Annotated in this window: 11 protein-coding genes and 1 pseudogene; 5 read left to right on the top strand and 7 right to left on the bottom strand. The window is 73.5% G+C overall.

The window, feature by feature from the left end; translation table 11 throughout:
* Positions 1-46 precede the first annotated feature (46 nt).
* The 3 genes from EJG53_RS27410 to EJG53_RS27400 all read left to right on the top strand — a co-directional run bounded on the left by EJG53_RS27410 (position 47) and on the right by EJG53_RS27400 (position 3,095).
* Positions 47-313, top strand: a complete 267-nt coding sequence (locus EJG53_RS27410) for a protealysin inhibitor emfourin (RefSeq protein WP_125047116.1) — start codon at positions 47-49, stop codon at positions 311-313.
* A gap of 77 nt (positions 314-390) precedes the next feature.
* Positions 391-1,797, top strand: a complete 1,407-nt coding sequence (locus EJG53_RS27405) for a GH1 family beta-glucosidase (RefSeq protein ID WP_125047115.1) — start codon at positions 391-393, stop codon at positions 1,795-1,797.
* A complete protein-coding gene (locus EJG53_RS27400) occupies positions 1,794-3,095 on the top strand; it encodes an MFS transporter (RefSeq protein WP_371858737.1) in 1,302 nt (433 codons plus the stop codon). Before EJG53_RS27405 ends, EJG53_RS27400 begins: the two co-directional genes overlap by 4 nt.
* A 69-nt stretch (positions 3,096-3,164) precedes the next feature.
* On the opposite strand, the gene era is transcribed toward EJG53_RS27400, so the two are convergent.
* From era to EJG53_RS27375, 5 genes and pseudogenes are all read right to left on the bottom strand, one after another.
* The gene (gene era, locus EJG53_RS27395) at positions 3,165-4,112 is read right to left on the bottom strand and encodes a GTPase Era (protein WP_371858735.1); all 948 of its coding nucleotides are present in this window, start codon (positions 4,110-4,112) and stop codon (positions 3,165-3,167) included.
* A gap of 42 nt (positions 4,113-4,154) precedes the next feature.
* On the bottom strand, positions 4,155-5,423 hold the full coding sequence (locus tag EJG53_RS27390) for a cation:proton antiporter (RefSeq protein ID WP_125047113.1): 1,269 nt from the start codon (positions 5,421-5,423) through the stop codon (positions 4,155-4,157).
* 79 nt (positions 5,424-5,502) lie between these two features.
* On the bottom strand, positions 5,503-6,981 hold the full coding sequence (locus tag EJG53_RS27385; RefSeq protein WP_125047112.1) for a cytochrome P450: 1,479 nt from the start codon (positions 6,979-6,981) through the stop codon (positions 5,503-5,505).
* Positions 6,978-8,078: an alpha-hydroxy acid oxidase gene (locus EJG53_RS27380; RefSeq protein WP_125047111.1), complete on the bottom strand. Its 1,101-nt coding sequence runs from the start codon at positions 8,076-8,078 to the stop codon at positions 6,978-6,980. The genes EJG53_RS27385 and EJG53_RS27380 overlap by 4 nt, the downstream gene beginning before the upstream one ends.
* A pseudogene (locus tag EJG53_RS27375) lies at positions 8,075-9,675 on the bottom strand (NAD(P)-binding domain-containing protein). The gene EJG53_RS27380 and the pseudogene EJG53_RS27375 overlap by 4 nt, the downstream one beginning before the upstream one ends.
* Positions 9,676-9,982: 307 nt before the next feature.
* Here EJG53_RS27375 and EJG53_RS27370 point away from each other — a divergent pair.
* Positions 9,983-11,521 carry a class I adenylate-forming enzyme family protein gene (locus tag EJG53_RS27370; RefSeq protein WP_125047110.1) on the top strand — a complete coding sequence of 513 codons (1,539 nt, stop codon included), beginning with the start codon at positions 9,983-9,985 and terminating at the stop codon, positions 11,519-11,521.
* A gap of 51 nt (positions 11,522-11,572) precedes the next feature.
* Here EJG53_RS27370 and EJG53_RS27365 read toward each other — a convergent pair whose 3' ends face one another.
* The gene (locus tag EJG53_RS27365; protein ID WP_032926488.1) at positions 11,573-11,926 is read right to left on the bottom strand and encodes a cytidine/deoxycytidylate deaminase family protein; all 354 of its coding nucleotides are present in this window, start codon (positions 11,924-11,926) and stop codon (positions 11,573-11,575) included.
* Positions 11,927-12,014: 88 nt separating this feature from the next.
* Positions 12,015-12,791, bottom strand: coding sequence for an AraC family transcriptional regulator (locus tag EJG53_RS27360; RefSeq protein ID WP_125047109.1), 777 nt, complete (start codon positions 12,789-12,791; stop codon positions 12,015-12,017).
* A 102-nt stretch (positions 12,792-12,893) separates the two neighbouring features.
* On the opposite strand from EJG53_RS27360, the gene EJG53_RS27355 reads away from it, so the two are divergent.
* Positions 12,894-14,126, top strand: a complete 1,233-nt coding sequence (locus EJG53_RS27355) for an MFS transporter (protein WP_244955363.1) — start codon at positions 12,894-12,896, stop codon at positions 14,124-14,126.
* The last annotated feature ends 32 nt before the right edge of the window (positions 14,127-14,158 follow it).

The raw sequence follows: 14,158 nt of genomic DNA, 5'->3' as shown, positions 1-14,158 counted from the left end.
CCCGTTCTGTCCGTTTCCCTCGGCCCCACTGGGTAGGAAGCCCGTCATGCGGATTCAAGTACGACGCACCGGCGGCTTCGCCGGCATCGAGCGCCACGCCGAGGTCGACACCTCCGGCCGCCCCGATGCCGCGGAATGGCACGCCCTGGCCGAGCGGGCAGCCGCCGCCGGCCGGGGTACGCCCCCGGTAGGCGTCCCCGACGGTTTCAGCTACCAGATCACCATCGACGGCGACACGGTCTACGCCTCCGACCCCCGCCTCACCGAAGAACAGCGCAAGCTGATCAGCAGAGTGCTGAAGGAGGGCTGCTGAGCGGCCGCCGGATCAACAACTCCCGTCCGCCGCGCACCTCTTGACACTTGTTCCCGGCGGTAACCACTATCCGGGGCATGGACGGTTCACAGGCGCCGGGCGGGTTCTCGCCGGACGGTTCCTCGTCGGGTGCGCTGCCGCGCTTTCCCCCGGGGTTCGTGTGGGGGGTGTCGACGTCCGCCTACCAGATCGAGGGGGCGGTGGACGAGGACGGGCGCGGGCGGTCGGTGTGGGACGCCTTCGTGGAGCGGGCCGGGCGGGTCAAGGACGGCTCGGACGGCCGGGTCGCCACCGGGCACTACCACCGGTACCGCGAGGACGTCGCGCTGATCAAGGAGCTGGGGGCCGGCGCGTACCGGTTCTCGGTGGCCTGGCCCCGGGTGATGCCGGACGGCGGCCCGCGGGTCAACGCGGCGGGGCTGGACTTCTACGACCGGCTGGTCGACGAGCTGTGCGCGGCGGGCGTCCGGCCGGTGCCGACGCTCTTCCACTGGGACACGCCGGAGGCCGTCGAGGCGGCGGGCGGGTGGCTGGAGCGGGACACGGCGCGGCGGTTCGCGGCGTACGCGGACGCCGTGGCGGCGCGGCTCGGGGACCGGGTGGACCGGTGGATCACGCTCAACGAGCCCGCCGAGCTGACGCTGCTCGGGTACGGGCTGGGGCAGCACGCGCCGGGCCGGAAACTGGGGTTCGGGGCGCTGCCGGTGGCGCATCACCTGCTGCTGGGCCACGGGCTGGCCGTGCAGGCGCTGCGGTCGCGAGGGGCTGACAATATCGGGATCGCCAATTCCCACGGGCCCACGTGGGCCGCGTCGGAGTCGGCCGCCGATCAGGAGGCGGCGGGGCTGTACGACCTGCTGCTGAATCGTTTGTTCGCGGAGCCGGTGCTGCTCGGGCGCTACCCGGAGGAAGAGCTGACGGCGCCGCTGCTGTCCGGGGCCGGTCCGGTGGACGAGGACCTGCGGATCATCGGTGAGCCGCTGGACTGGTACGGGGTGAACTACTACCAGCCGACGAAGGTGGGCGCGCCTGCGGCGGAGGGCGCCGGAGCGGTCGGCTTCGCCGGGATCGAGCTGCCGCCCGGGCTGCCGTTCGCACCACGGGAGATCGAGGGCTACCCGCTGACGGACTTCGGGTGGCCGGTGGTGCCTGAGGCGCTGACCGAGCTGCTGACCGGCTTCCGCGACCGGTACGGCGACCGCCTGCCGCCCGTCGTCATCACCGAGAACGGCTGCTCGTACGAGGGCGTCGAGGACCGGGAGCGGATCGCCTTCCTGGACGGGCACCTGCGGGCCCTGCACGACGCGATCACCGCCGGGGTCGACGTCCGCGGCTACTTCGTCTGGTCGCTGCTGGACAACTTCGAGTGGGCCGAGGGGTACGCCCGGCGCTTCGGTCTGGTGCACGTCGACTACGAAACGCTGACCCGGACGCCGAAGGCTTCGTACCACTGGCTCCGGGACGCGCTGCGGGCCCAGCGGTGACCGGCGCGGGGGCCGCGGGCACGCCCGGGGTCCCCGCGGGCGCATCGGGGTCTCCCGCCGGCCCGCCCGGGGCCTTCGCCGAGCCGGCCGAGCGGGTGGGCCGCGGCTGGACCGCGGCGCTGGCGCTGGCCAACGGGGCCGTCTGGGCCGGCTGGTACGGCCCGATCCAGGTCCTGCTGGCCCTCCAGGCGGCCGGGCTGGCACCGCCGGGCACGTCGAAGGAGTCGGTGCTGGCCTGGGTCACGGGCCTGGGCGCCGCGGTCTCCCTCGTCGCCAACCCGCTCTTCGGCGCGCTGTCGGACCGTACGGTGTCGCGCTTCGGCCGCCGTACGCCGTGGATCGTGGCCGGGGTCCTCGGCGGCGCGGCGGCCCTGTGCCTGCTGGCGACGGCCCGGAGCGTCGCCGCGATGGCGGCCGGGTGGTGCCTGGTGCAGTTCGCGCTGAACGCCGCGTTCGCGGCGGTCACCGCGGCCGTGCCGGACCGGGTGCCGCACCTTCAGCGCGGCGCGGTGGGCGGCTGGCTGGGCGCGGCGCAGATCCTGGGCGTGGTGGCCGGTACGGGGCTGGCGACCGTCGCGGGCGGTGTCGCGGCGGGGTACGTGGCCTGCGCCGGCTTCACGGTGCTGGCCACGCTGCCGTACGTGCTGCGGTACCGGGATCCGCGGATCGGGCCCGGCGACCGGCCGCCGTTCGCGTGGCGGTCGTTCCTCGCCGGTTTCTGGATCGGTCCGCGCCGCCACCCCGACCTCGCCTGGGCCTGGCTGACCCGCTTCCTGGTCAATCTCGGCAACGCGATCGCGCTGCTGTACCTGCTCTACTACCTGCGGGACGCCCTGCACCGGCCCCGCCCCGAGGACGGCGTGCTGATCCTGACCGCCGTGAACGGGGTCATGCTGCTCGCCACGGTCGTCGTCGGCGGGATCTGGTCGGACCGTACGGGCCGCCGCAAGCCGTTCGTGCTCTGGTCCGGCGTGATCATGGCGTCGGCCACCGCGCTGCTCGCCGGATGGCAGACCTGGACCGGCGCGCTGGTCGCCGCCGCGCTGCTGGGCGTCGGCTTCGGCGTCTTCACGTCGGTGGACTTCGCCCTGATGACGGACGTGCTGCCGGCCGCCGCCCACCGGGGCCGGGACCTCGGCGTCGTCAACGTCGCCAACTCGCTGCCGCAGGTGGCCGCGCCCGCGCTGGCCGCGCCGGTCGTGACGTACCTGGGCGGCTACCGGGCGCTGTACCTGGTCGCGGCGGGCATCGGGCTGGCCGGGGCGCTGCTGGTGCGGCGGATTCGCGGGGTGGAGTGAGGAACGGCGTCCCTCAGCGGTCCGGTCCCAGCAGTCCGGTCACAGCGGCCCGGCCTCGACGGTCCGGACTCAGAAGCCCAGCTTGCGGAGCTGCTTCGGGTCCCGCTGCCAGTCCTTGGCGACCTTCACGTGCAGGTCGAGGAAGACCGGCGTGCCGAGCAGCGCCTCGATGTGCTTGCGGGACTTCACGCCGACCTCCTTGAGGCGCTTGCCCTTGGGGCCGATGATGATGCCCTTCTGGCTGGGCCGCTCGATGTAGACGTTGGCGTGGATGTCCAGCAGCGGCTTGTCCGCCGGGCGGTCCTCGCGCGGCAGCATCTCCTCGACGACGACCGCGATGGAGTGCGGCAGCTCGTCCCGTACGCCTTCGAGCGCCGCCTCACGGATCAGCTCGGCGACCATGACCTGCTCGGGCTCGTCGGTGAGGTCGCCCTCGGGGTACAGCGGGGGGCTCTCCGGGAGCATCGGGACGAGCAGGTCCGCGACGAGCTGCACCTGCTGGTCACCGACCGCGGAGACCGGAATGATCTCCGCCCACTCGATACCCAGCTCCCGGCCGAGCCGGTCGACCGCGAGGAGCTGCTCGGCGAGCTGCTTGGAGTCCACCAGGTCGGTCTTGGTGACGATGGCGATCTTCGGGGTCTTCTTGATGCCGGCCAGCTCGCCCGCGATGAAGCGGTCGCCGGGGCCCAGCTTCTGGTCGGCGGGCAGGCAGAAGCCGATCACGTCGACCTCGGCCCAGGTGGTCCGTACGACGTCGTTGAGCCGCTCGCCGAGCAGGGTGCGCGGCTTGTGCAGGCCCGGGGTGTCGACCAGGACGAGCTGGGCGTCCGGGCGGTGCACGATGCCGCGCACGGTGTGCCGGGTGGTCTGCGGGCGGTTGGAGGTGATCGCCACCTTCGTGCCGACCAGAGCGTTCGTGAGGGTCGACTTGCCCGCGTTCGGGCGGCCGACGAAGCACGCGAAGCCGGCGCGGTGCTGGGCGGAGGACTCTGTACGAACGCTCATGGCGCCCATTGTCCCCGATCGGCGGGGCGGCGCCGACCACCAGCCCCGGGCTCAGGGCGCGGCGCCGACCCGCTCGGCCCGCGGCCGGTCCGGCGCCCGGCGCGCGTCGACGCGCTCCCACAGGGTCAGCATCGGGGACGCCATCACCGTCGTCACCAGCGCGACCACGACCAGCACCGCGAACATCGACGGGGTGACGATGCCGGCCGCCAGCCCGATGTTGATCGCGATGAGCTGCATCAGGCCCCGCGCGTTCATCAGCGTGCCGATGCGCAGCGCCACCCCGCTCTCCTCGCCGGCCAGCCGTGCCGCCAGCCAGCACGCGCCCAGCTTGCCGAGGACGGCCAGGGCGACGCAGCCCGCGGTGAACAGCAGCAGGCCGGGCGAGGCCAGCAGCGCGAAGTCGGTGTTCAGTCCTGAATAGGTGAAGAACAGGGGCAGGAAGACGATCCGGCTGATCGGCGCGATCGTCTCGACGGCCCGGTCCACCGGGGCGGAGCGCGGGAAGACCACGCCCAGGCTGAACGCGCCGAAGACGGCGTACAGGCCGATGCGGTCGGTGTACCAGGCGGCGAGGAACAGCGCGACGACGGTGATCAGCAGCAGCTCGTCGGGGCCGCGGCGGTTCACCAGGTCCGTGAGCCGGGGCCCGGAGCGCGCGATCAGGACCAGCACGACCACCAGGCCGGCGCTCCCGGCGAGGGCGAGGACCAGCGGCCCGGCGCCGGTGCCGGTCAGGCTCAGCACCCCGGCGAGCAGCACCCACGCCAGCGCGTCGTCCACCGCTCCGGACGCCAGCGACAGCGAGCCGAAGCGGGTGCCGGTCAGCCCCCGCTCGGTGATGATGCGGGCCAGCATGGGGAACGCGGTGATGGCCAGGGTCACGCCGACGAAGAGGGCGGAGACGGTGACGGACACGTCCGCCGGGAAGACGTCGACGCGGCCGTGCACGGCGTAGGTCAGTCCCACGCCCAGCGCGAGCGGTACGAAGATCCCGGCCCCCGAGATCATCGCGGCCGGCTTGGCCACCGCCCGGATGCCGGCCGAGCGGAACTCGTACCCGGTCTGGAACATGAAGACGACCAGACCGATCTGCCCGGCGACGTACAGCGCGGGCCGCAGCTCCGGCGGGAAGAGGGCCGTCTCCAGGCCGGGCGCCAGCAGGCCCAGCACGGACGGCCCGAGCACCACACCGGCGACCATCTCCCCCACCACGGGCGGCTGGCCCAGCGCGCGCAGGGCGCGGCCCACGAGCCGGCAGACGAGCAGGATGACGACGACGGCCAGGAAGAAGACCGGCCCTAACTCCGTGACGGTCATGGCGGAGGGTCCTTCGGCTCGCGGGGGGAGGTGAGGGTGTACGGATCAGGCGTACGGACGTACGGACCAGACGTGTGGGTCAGGCGTGCGGATACGGACAGCGCGCCGGTCCGTCGGTACCGGCCGGCAGCGGGACGCCCTGGGTGTCGTGGGCGGCGAAGTACCGCTCGGCCGGACGCAGGCGGCGGGCGTCCAGCACCATCCACGTACCGAGGACGAGCTGGACGCAGCTCCGCCACACGTCCTCCCACCGGTCGCGCACCCGCAGGAAGGCGCGGGCGGCGAACAGCCGGAGCGGCGGCAGCGGGCGGCCGCGCCGGACCAGCAGGCAGGGGGCGCGGTGCGGGATGGAGCGGGTGTGCGCGACGTCGGAGTGGAGGGTGAAGCGGCTCAGCACCTCGCGGGTCGCGGCGCGCATGACCAGCGGGGCCAGCCGCCAGGCCGGGCAGGGCCGGTTGGCGGCGACGCCGAACGGGATGTGGTGCTGGTTCTTGGCGACGAGGTGTTCCCAGCGGGCGGGGTCGAAGACGTCCGGGTCGGAGTAGCCGGTGGCGTGGTAGTCGGGGTAGTTGAAGCACAGGACGGAGCCGGCGGGGATGACGGTGTCCGGGCCGAGCGGGATGTCGTCCGTGCTGATGCGGTGGGCGACGCCGAAGAGGGGATAGAGGCGCAGCGTCTCGTCGAGGACGTTGGCGAAGTACCGGTCGTCGTCGGGTGCCGCGGCCAGCTTCCGCTGTACGTCCGGGTGCTGGGCCAGGACGAGCAGCAGGTGGACCATGGCCTCGGACAACTGGACGACGGCCGTGTTGAAGAAGGTGCCCTGGAGGTAGTACGCCTGCTCGTCGGGGGTGAGGGAGCCCGGCAGGTGGTGCGGCGGCACGTGCCCGGCGGCGATGCGCTGCCGCAGGTGCCGGGTGAGGCGGGCCCGGCGGGCCAGATGGCGTGGCCGGGTGCACTTCAGGGAGTTGACGACGTCCTCGGCGTTGTCGACGATCAGGCGCCGGACGCCGGGCGGGCACGGTTCGCGGAAGACCAGACCGTAGAAGAATTCCGCCCAGACCGGCATCATCAGGTCGCGCAGCCGGACGAACGTGGCGCGGCCGATGCCCTGTTCGTCGAGCACGGCGGCGGTACGGCGGGCCGCCGCCGCGGACAGGTCCTGGCTGGGTCCGGCGAGCACGGTGAGGGTGGTGCGGGCGACGTCGTCGTAGCGCGGGCCGTCCTCCAGGTGCTCCTGGTGGACCTCGGGGCCGGGCGCGAGCCAGTACCAGAAGAGGTCGGAGAGGGCGGCGCCGCGGCTGCGGCCGTTGGCGGCCGGGTGGGAGTAGACCTCCTGGAAACGCTCGGCGGGGACGGCGGCGTTCGGGAAGGCGATCCCCTCGTCGCCGTTGATCCGGGCGAAGAGCGCGACGCGGGCGGCGACGACGGAGCGCGGCAGCCAGTACGGGACGGAGAGGGCGGCGGCCGTGGCGGCGAGCAGCCGGACGGTGCGGGGGCGGGCGGCGATACGGAGGCGGCCCGGATACGGCGTACGGCCCGTGGCCCGGAGGCGGCTCATCGCTCCTCCCCCTTCCGTGCGCCCCGGACGCTCCCCCGCGCGACGACGAGGTCCGGTCCGAGGTCGGCCGGGCTGCCGCCGCCGCACAGCGCCAGGACGTGGTCGAACTCCGCGCGCAACAGCTCCAGTACGTGCCGTACGCCTTTCTCGCCGTCCGCGGCCAGACCCCACAGCACCGGACGGCCGACGCCGACGACGGACGCGCCCAGCGCGAGGGCCACGGCGGCGTCGGAGCCCCGGCGGACACCGCCGTCCAGGAGGACCGGCACCCGGCCCGCGACCGCCTCGGCCACGGCGGGCAGCGCCTCGACGCTCGCCGGTGCGGCGTCGAGCTGCCGGCCGCCGTGGTTGGAGACCAGCAGACCGTCCACGCCCTCGGCGACGGCGATCCGCGCGTCCCCGGGGTGCAGGACGCCCTTGAGCAGCACCGGCAGCCGGGTCTGTGCCCGCAGTCTGCGCAGGTCGTCCCAGGAGAGCCCCGGGGACATGGCGATGTCGCGGGGGCGGTCGTCGGGCGCGCCGGGCAGGCCGCGCATGTTCTCGGCGGCCAGGCCGGCGGGCAGGTCGTCGAAGCCGTGCCGGGCGTCCCGCTCACGGCGGCCGAAGACGGGCGAGTCGACCGTGACGACCAGCGCCGTGCAGCCGGCCCGCTCGGCCCTGCGGACGAGGGCGAGGGTGACCTCCGGTTCGGGCTGGAGGTAGAGCTGGAACCAGACGGCCGCTTCGGCCTGTACGGCGCGGGCGGCGGCGGTGACCTCGGCCACCGGCACGGTCGCCGCCATGCCGGTGACCAGGACCGTGCCGGCGGCCGCCGTCGCGCGGGCGGTGGCCAGCTCGCCCTCGGGGTGCGCGAGGCGGTGGAAGGCGGTGGGCGAGACCAGGACGGGCATCGCCAGGCGGTCGCCGCACAGCGTCACGGACAGGTCGCGGGCGGCTTCCCCGCGCAGGACGCGTGGCAGCAGGGCGAGCCTGCGGAACGCCGCCTCGTTCTCGTGGAGGGCCGTCTCCCCTCCGGCGCCCCCTTCGAAGAAGTCGTACACCCGGGGGTCCAGCCGCTCCCGGGCCCGCTCGCGCAGGTCGGCGAGGGTGGGGATCACGGCCGGGCCGCCGGGGCCGGGCCGGTGAGCCGGGGGCGCAGGAAGGTCCGCAGGGGTGCGCGGTGGACCTCCTCGCTGTCCCACTCGTTCTCCAGGTTCTCGGTCAGGTGGTGTTCGGCGGTCGCCTTGCCGGGGGCGGCGCCGTCGAAGACGCGCACGACCGGGTGCAGATAGCGGCCGTCCAGGCCGGTGGTGTCCTGCTGGGAGACCCGGCCGGCGGTGATGTCGAACGGGTTCACCCGGTCGTGGCCCTCGCCGTATTCGAGGGTGACGGTGAAGTAGGAGCCGACCTCGCCGAAGCCGCCCTCGCCGACGGCGGTGTGCAGGTGGTCGACCGGGACCTCCTCGCAGTAGCGGACCGTGCCGTCCCGGTCGACGAGCACCGCGTCGGAGAGGAAGCCGAAGACCTGGAAGAGCGCCGAGCTGCGGTTGACGCGGGCGATCACGGCGTCGGTGACCGCCTCGGCGGTGGCGGGCAGGGCGCGGGCGGGCCAGGGGCGGTCGTGGTGGCGGGCTTCGAGGATGCGGTGCAGGGCCCGTACGCCGTACCGGAAGCCATGGATGAAACCACTGGTGGATTTCTTGAAATCGCGTACCTGGGTGATGGTGCCGGCGAAGTACAGGCCGGGGACGTTCGGGGATTCCCAGGCGTCGGTCTGGGCCGGGAAACGGTCGTTGACGGCGAGTTCGGGGCGGCACTCCGGGGCGAATATCGACGGGTCGAAGCGGAATCCGGTGGCGAGGATGACCCGGTCGTAAGCGATGTCCTTGACGACCTCGTCGACCCGGGAAAAGGATACGGACACCACGTATGAGCCGTCCGGCTGCTGCCGGATACGCTCGATGTTTCCGTCCAGCACCGCGTTCTGCAATTTAAGCTGATAGGTGTCGAGGAAGTTGTTGTTGACGGCCCTCAGGTGTCCCACGAAATGGGTCTGCCAGGCGAGCTTCAGCGAGCCGGGTCCGGCGACGTGGATGACGGCGGCGGTCTCGATGAGGTTGTCGGCGGTCTCGAACGCGGAGTTGGCGCGGCCGATGATCAGCACCCGCTGCCCGGTGAAGCCGGCCGGGTCGACGGAGACCTCGTCGTAGCGCTCGACCGTCTCCACGCCCTCGATGGCGGGGACGTACGGGCGGGTGACGCCGGTCGCCACGACGACCCGCCGCGCGCGGTAGGTGGTGCCGTCGGCGGCGCGGGCGAGGAAGTCACCGGGGCCGTCCGGCCCCCGAACGGCCGGGATATCTCGGTGATACGGGTGTGGTAGCGGACGCGGATGCGGTGGGTGGCGGCGAAGTCGGCGAGGTAGCCGACCATTTCGTCGGCGTCCGGGAAATAGCGCGAGGTACGGGCCGTGAACAGCGGGGTGCGCTCGTCGGAGAGCAGCGAGTTCCAGTCGGTGCGCATGTTCAGCTCGGGGTCGTCCCACCCGGTGTGCACCTTGTTGATCGAGATCAGGGTGCGGTGCCGGGGGAATCGGGTGAAGAATACACCGGGAGCCGCGCCCGACTCCACGATGAGATGACTGCGCCCGGCCTGTTGCAGGAAATATCCGGCTTGTAATCCCGCGGGGCCGGCGCCGACCACCAGATAGTCCATCGTTTCGTCGTGGCTCACGCAATTCTCCTGTCACCTGCGGGGGTATGGAGATGGAGCGGAAACCGACAGTACTTGAGCATTAAAGAACGACACCAGAGTGCATATAAGTGATCTGCGTCACACTCAATCCGAGGTTTACGAGTACGCTGCACAAGCCAGTGTCACAGGGTCCGGGTCATTTACCGGGAACGCCCTTCTGTCGCGCCCTGGCGGGTCGCCGCATTACTCTCCCGCACTCCCGGCCCCGCTTGTCCCGCCGGTCCCGTGACGCATTTCAGCCGTTCACACCCACCGGAGCGGACACGAAATGAGCCAGCCCACCGCAAGCCCTTTCCCGCAAACCCTTGTCGACGCGTTCCACCGGCAGCCGGACGTACCGGCGTTTGAACACCTGGGGCGCGCCGTTCCGCGCCGCGCGGTCCTGGACCTGGCCGGCCGCTGCGTGCGCGGGCTGCGCGCGGCGGGCGTCGGCCCGGGGTCGTCCGTCGCGGTGGCCGCCGGCGTCACTCCCGAGGCGTTCGCCCTGCACCTCGCGGTGCACCTGCTGGGCGCCCGGCTGACCGGCCTGCGCCCCGGACTGCCGCCGGGCCACCTCGCCCGCGTCCTGGCCGACGGAATCGACGTCCTCGTGCACGACGAGCCGTCGGACTCCCCCGGACTCCGCGCGGCCGCCGCCCCCGTCACCACCCGGCTCGGCCTGGAGAAAGACCTGCTGAACACGGCGGAACCGGCCTCCCCCGACGACCTCGTGGTGCACGGCCGCCCGGACGACATCGCCCTGATCACCCTGACCAGCGGCAGCACCGGACAGCCCAAGGAGTGCGCGCACACCTACCGCAGCCTCACCACGGGCTGGTCGTGGCAACCCGCCCGCAGGACCGGGCGGATCGCCGGACTCGCGGCGGCCTACGCGCGCTTCCTGCTCTTCGGCACCCTCACCAGCGCGGTGATCTTCGAGCACCTGGGGCTGTGCCTGCTGGGCGGCGGCACCGCCGTCATACCGGACCCGCCGCTGTCCTTCCCGGAGGTCTTCGCACGGCACCGCGTCACCGCCTGCCTGCTGACCGTCCCCCGGCTGCACCACATCCTCAACACCCTGCGCACCGAGCCCGAAAACACCCTGGACCTCACGAGCCTCCGCGCTCTCCTTGTGGCCGGATCTCCCCTGGCGCCCCACAAGCTCGCCGAGGCCACCGAACGCCTCGGCCCCGTCGTGCACCAGGGCTACGGACAGACCGAGACCGGCATGCTCACCCTGCTCACCCCCGACGACCTGGCCCAGCGGCCGGACACCGCGTACGGCTCGGTGGGGCGCCCCCTGGACGGGGTGGACATCGACGTACGGGACCCGGCCGACGGGCGGCCCCTCCCCGACGGCGCCACCGGCGAGATCTGGGTCCGTACGGCCGGAGCACTGGCCGGCTACCGCCGGGACGAGGCGGAGACCCGCGCCGTACTACGGGACGGCTGGGTCCGCACCCGCGACCTCGGCCGCCTCGACGAGCACGGCTTCCTGCGCCTCACCGGGCGCACCCGTGACGTCATCATCGTCAACGCCGTCCTGCACTACGCGGGCGCCATCGAACAGGCCCTGGCCGCGCACCCGGACGTCGACCAGGCGTATGTCGTGGGCGCGCCGGACGAGCGGACCGGCGAGGCCGCCCACGCGTTCGTCGTACCGGCGGCGGGACGGCGGCCCGGTCTCGCGGCGCTGCGTGCCCACGTCGCCGACGCGCTGGGCCCGGCGAGCGTGCCCGCCACGATCACCGTCGTACGGGAGGTGCCGGTGGCGGCGAGCGGCAAGCCGGACAAGAAGGCGCTGCTGGAGCGGGTACGGGCGGAGTGAGGGCGGACGCGCCGTTGCGCCGGCCCGCCCGGCCGCCCCGGTGTCAGCCCGTCAGCCCGCCTGGACCGTGGCCCGCAGCGTGCCGTCCGGACCGGCGACCAGCACCGGCGTACCGGCGCCGCCGAGGTCCCGTACGGCCGCGCGGTCCGCGTCCGACGCCGACTCCGCCTCGGTCACCACGGCCGCCGCCTCCAGCGACTGCGCGCCGCTCGCGACGGCCATGGCGACCGCCGTACGCAACGCGCTGAGCTGCAACGACTCCAGGGCGACGGTCCCCGCGACATAGGTGCGCCCGGTCTCGTCACGGACGGCGGCGCCCTCCGGCACCCCGTTGCGGGCGCGCGCGGAACGGGCCAGCGTGATGATCTTGCGGTCTTCCGGGTCCAGCGGTGCGGCTTCGCTCATACGGGCGAGCATATGCGTCCCGCGGCCCGATGGGCACGAGGGGGCGTACGGCAGTGGCGGACGCCCGTTCCCTTCCGTCCCGTACGGACTACACGCCCGCGAAATAGGCCGACGGAGTGGTGCCCAGCGCCCGCCGGAACATGGCCGTGAAGGCGCTGGGAGTGGCATAGCCGAGGCCGGTGGCGACCGAGGTGACCGGGGTCCCCCTGGCCAGCAGGGTGACCGCGTGGACGAGCCTGGCCTGCTGCACCCAGCGGGCCGGGCTCATCCCCGTGGCGGCGGCGAACCTGCGGTGCAGGCTGCGCGGGCTCAGATGGGCGCGGGCCGCGGCGTTCGGGGTCGTCCAGTCCTCGCCGGGGCTGCGCCGGATCGCCGCGCACAGGTCGTGCAGCCGGGGATCGCCCGGGGCGGGCAGGTGGAGGGCCGGTACGGGGCGCGGCGCGAGTTCGTGCAGGAGCAGGTCCATCACCGTGCCGTCGCGGCCCCGTACGTCGTACTCCACCGGAAGCCGGGTGGCCTCGTCGATCAGCTCCCGCAGCAGCGGCGAGACCGAGACGACGGTGGGGGCGTCGGGCAGCCGCCAGGCGGACTGCGGCTCGATGTAGAGGGTGCGCATGGCGACCGCGCCCGCGCAGGTCATCGCGTGCGTCAGCCCGGCGGGCACCCACACGCCGCGGGTGGCGGGCACCACCCACACGCCGTGTCCGGTGGCCACCGAGATGGCGCCGGTGGTGCCGTAGATGAGCTGGGCCCGGAGGTGCCGGTGGTCGGGGATGTGGTGGCCGTCGGGCAGGTCACGGGCCATCGCGGCGACCGGCCGGGGCACCCGCTGGTAGTCCTCCCGGTCCTCGCTCTTGCCGTACACGCCGCCGCCCTTCCGCCTTCTCCCCCGCCTGGCACGTCCTCGACAGAACTTGGCACTCCCGCACAAGCCTGCCACGCCCGCCCCGGCCTAGCGTCGGCTCATGTGATCGAACCAGCTTCCGCTCCCCCGCGCACCGACCGCCCGCCCCGCTCCGGCCTGACCCGCCCGACCGCCCTGCTGCTCGCCGCCACCAGCGCCGTCACCGCCGCCAACGTCTACCTGAACCAGCCGCTGCTGGGCGCCGCCGCCCGGTCCCTCGGGGTGGCCCCGGACGTCCTCGGCGCGGTGCCCACCGCCACCCAGCTCGGCTACGCGGCCGGCATCCTGCTGCTGGTCCCGGCGGGCGACAGCCACGACCGCAGGCGGCTCATCCTCGGCCTCGGCACGGCGTCCGCGCTCGCCCTCGCCGCCTGCGCCGTGGCGCCCAGCGTGACCTGGCTGGTGGTGGCCGGTTTCGCGGTCGGCCTGCTCTCGCCCGTACCGCAGCTCGTCACGCCGCTCGCGGTGGCCCTGGCCGCCGACGGCGGCAACGCCGACCGGGGCCGCATCGTCGGCACCGTACAGGCCGGCCTGCTGGTCGGCGTGCTCGCGTCCCGCGCGTACTCGGGGGCGCTGGCGGAACAGGTGGGCTGGCGGGCGGTCTTCGGCTGCTCGTGCGTCCTGACACTGCTGACCATGCTGGTCCTGAGCCGGGCCCTGCCCCGCGTCCCGGCGGCCGCGGCCGCCTCGTACCGGTCCACGCTCGCCTCGCTGCCGCGGCTGTTCGCCGCCCACCCGCTGGTCCGGCGGATCACCGTGTCCGGCGCGCTGGTGGGCATCGCGTTCGGCGCCTTCTGGACGACGCTGACGTTCCTGCTGTCGGAGGAGTACGGGTACGGGTCCACCGAGATCGGCCTGTTCGGGCTGGTGGCCGCGGCGAGCGCGCTGGCCTCCCCGTACGCCGGACGGCTGGCCGACCGGCTCGGACGGCGCGGCGCGCTCGCGGCACTGATCGGCCTGGTGATCGCGGGCTGGCTGCTCCTGCTGCCGGGCGGCGGCTCGCTCTGGTGGCTGCTGGCCGGCGTGGTCGTGCTGGACGTCGGGGTCTGGGGCAGCCAGGCCGCCTCACAGACCTCCCTTTTCAGCCTCGACCCCGCCGTCCACAGCCGCCTCAACACCCTCTACTTCACCCTGCGCTTCTCCGGCATCGCCGTCGGATCGCTGGCCGGCACGGTGGCCTGGTCGGGCGGCGGCTGGCCCGCCGTGGTGGTCACCGGGACCGTCACGGCGCTCGCCGGGCTGTGCGTCGCGGTCAGCCCCGACCGCTTCGCACTCCGTCGCCGCGGCCGGTCCTGACCGTCACTCCGTCGCCGCGGCCGGTCCTGACC

This window comes from Streptomyces chrestomyceticus JCM 4735 (genome assembly GCF_003865135.1).
GTDB lineage: Bacteria > Actinomycetota > Actinomycetes > Streptomycetales > Streptomycetaceae > Streptomyces > Streptomyces chrestomyceticus.
The sequence above is the reverse complement of the archived record's forward strand: the minus strand, read 5'-3'. Positions and strand labels throughout refer to the sequence as shown.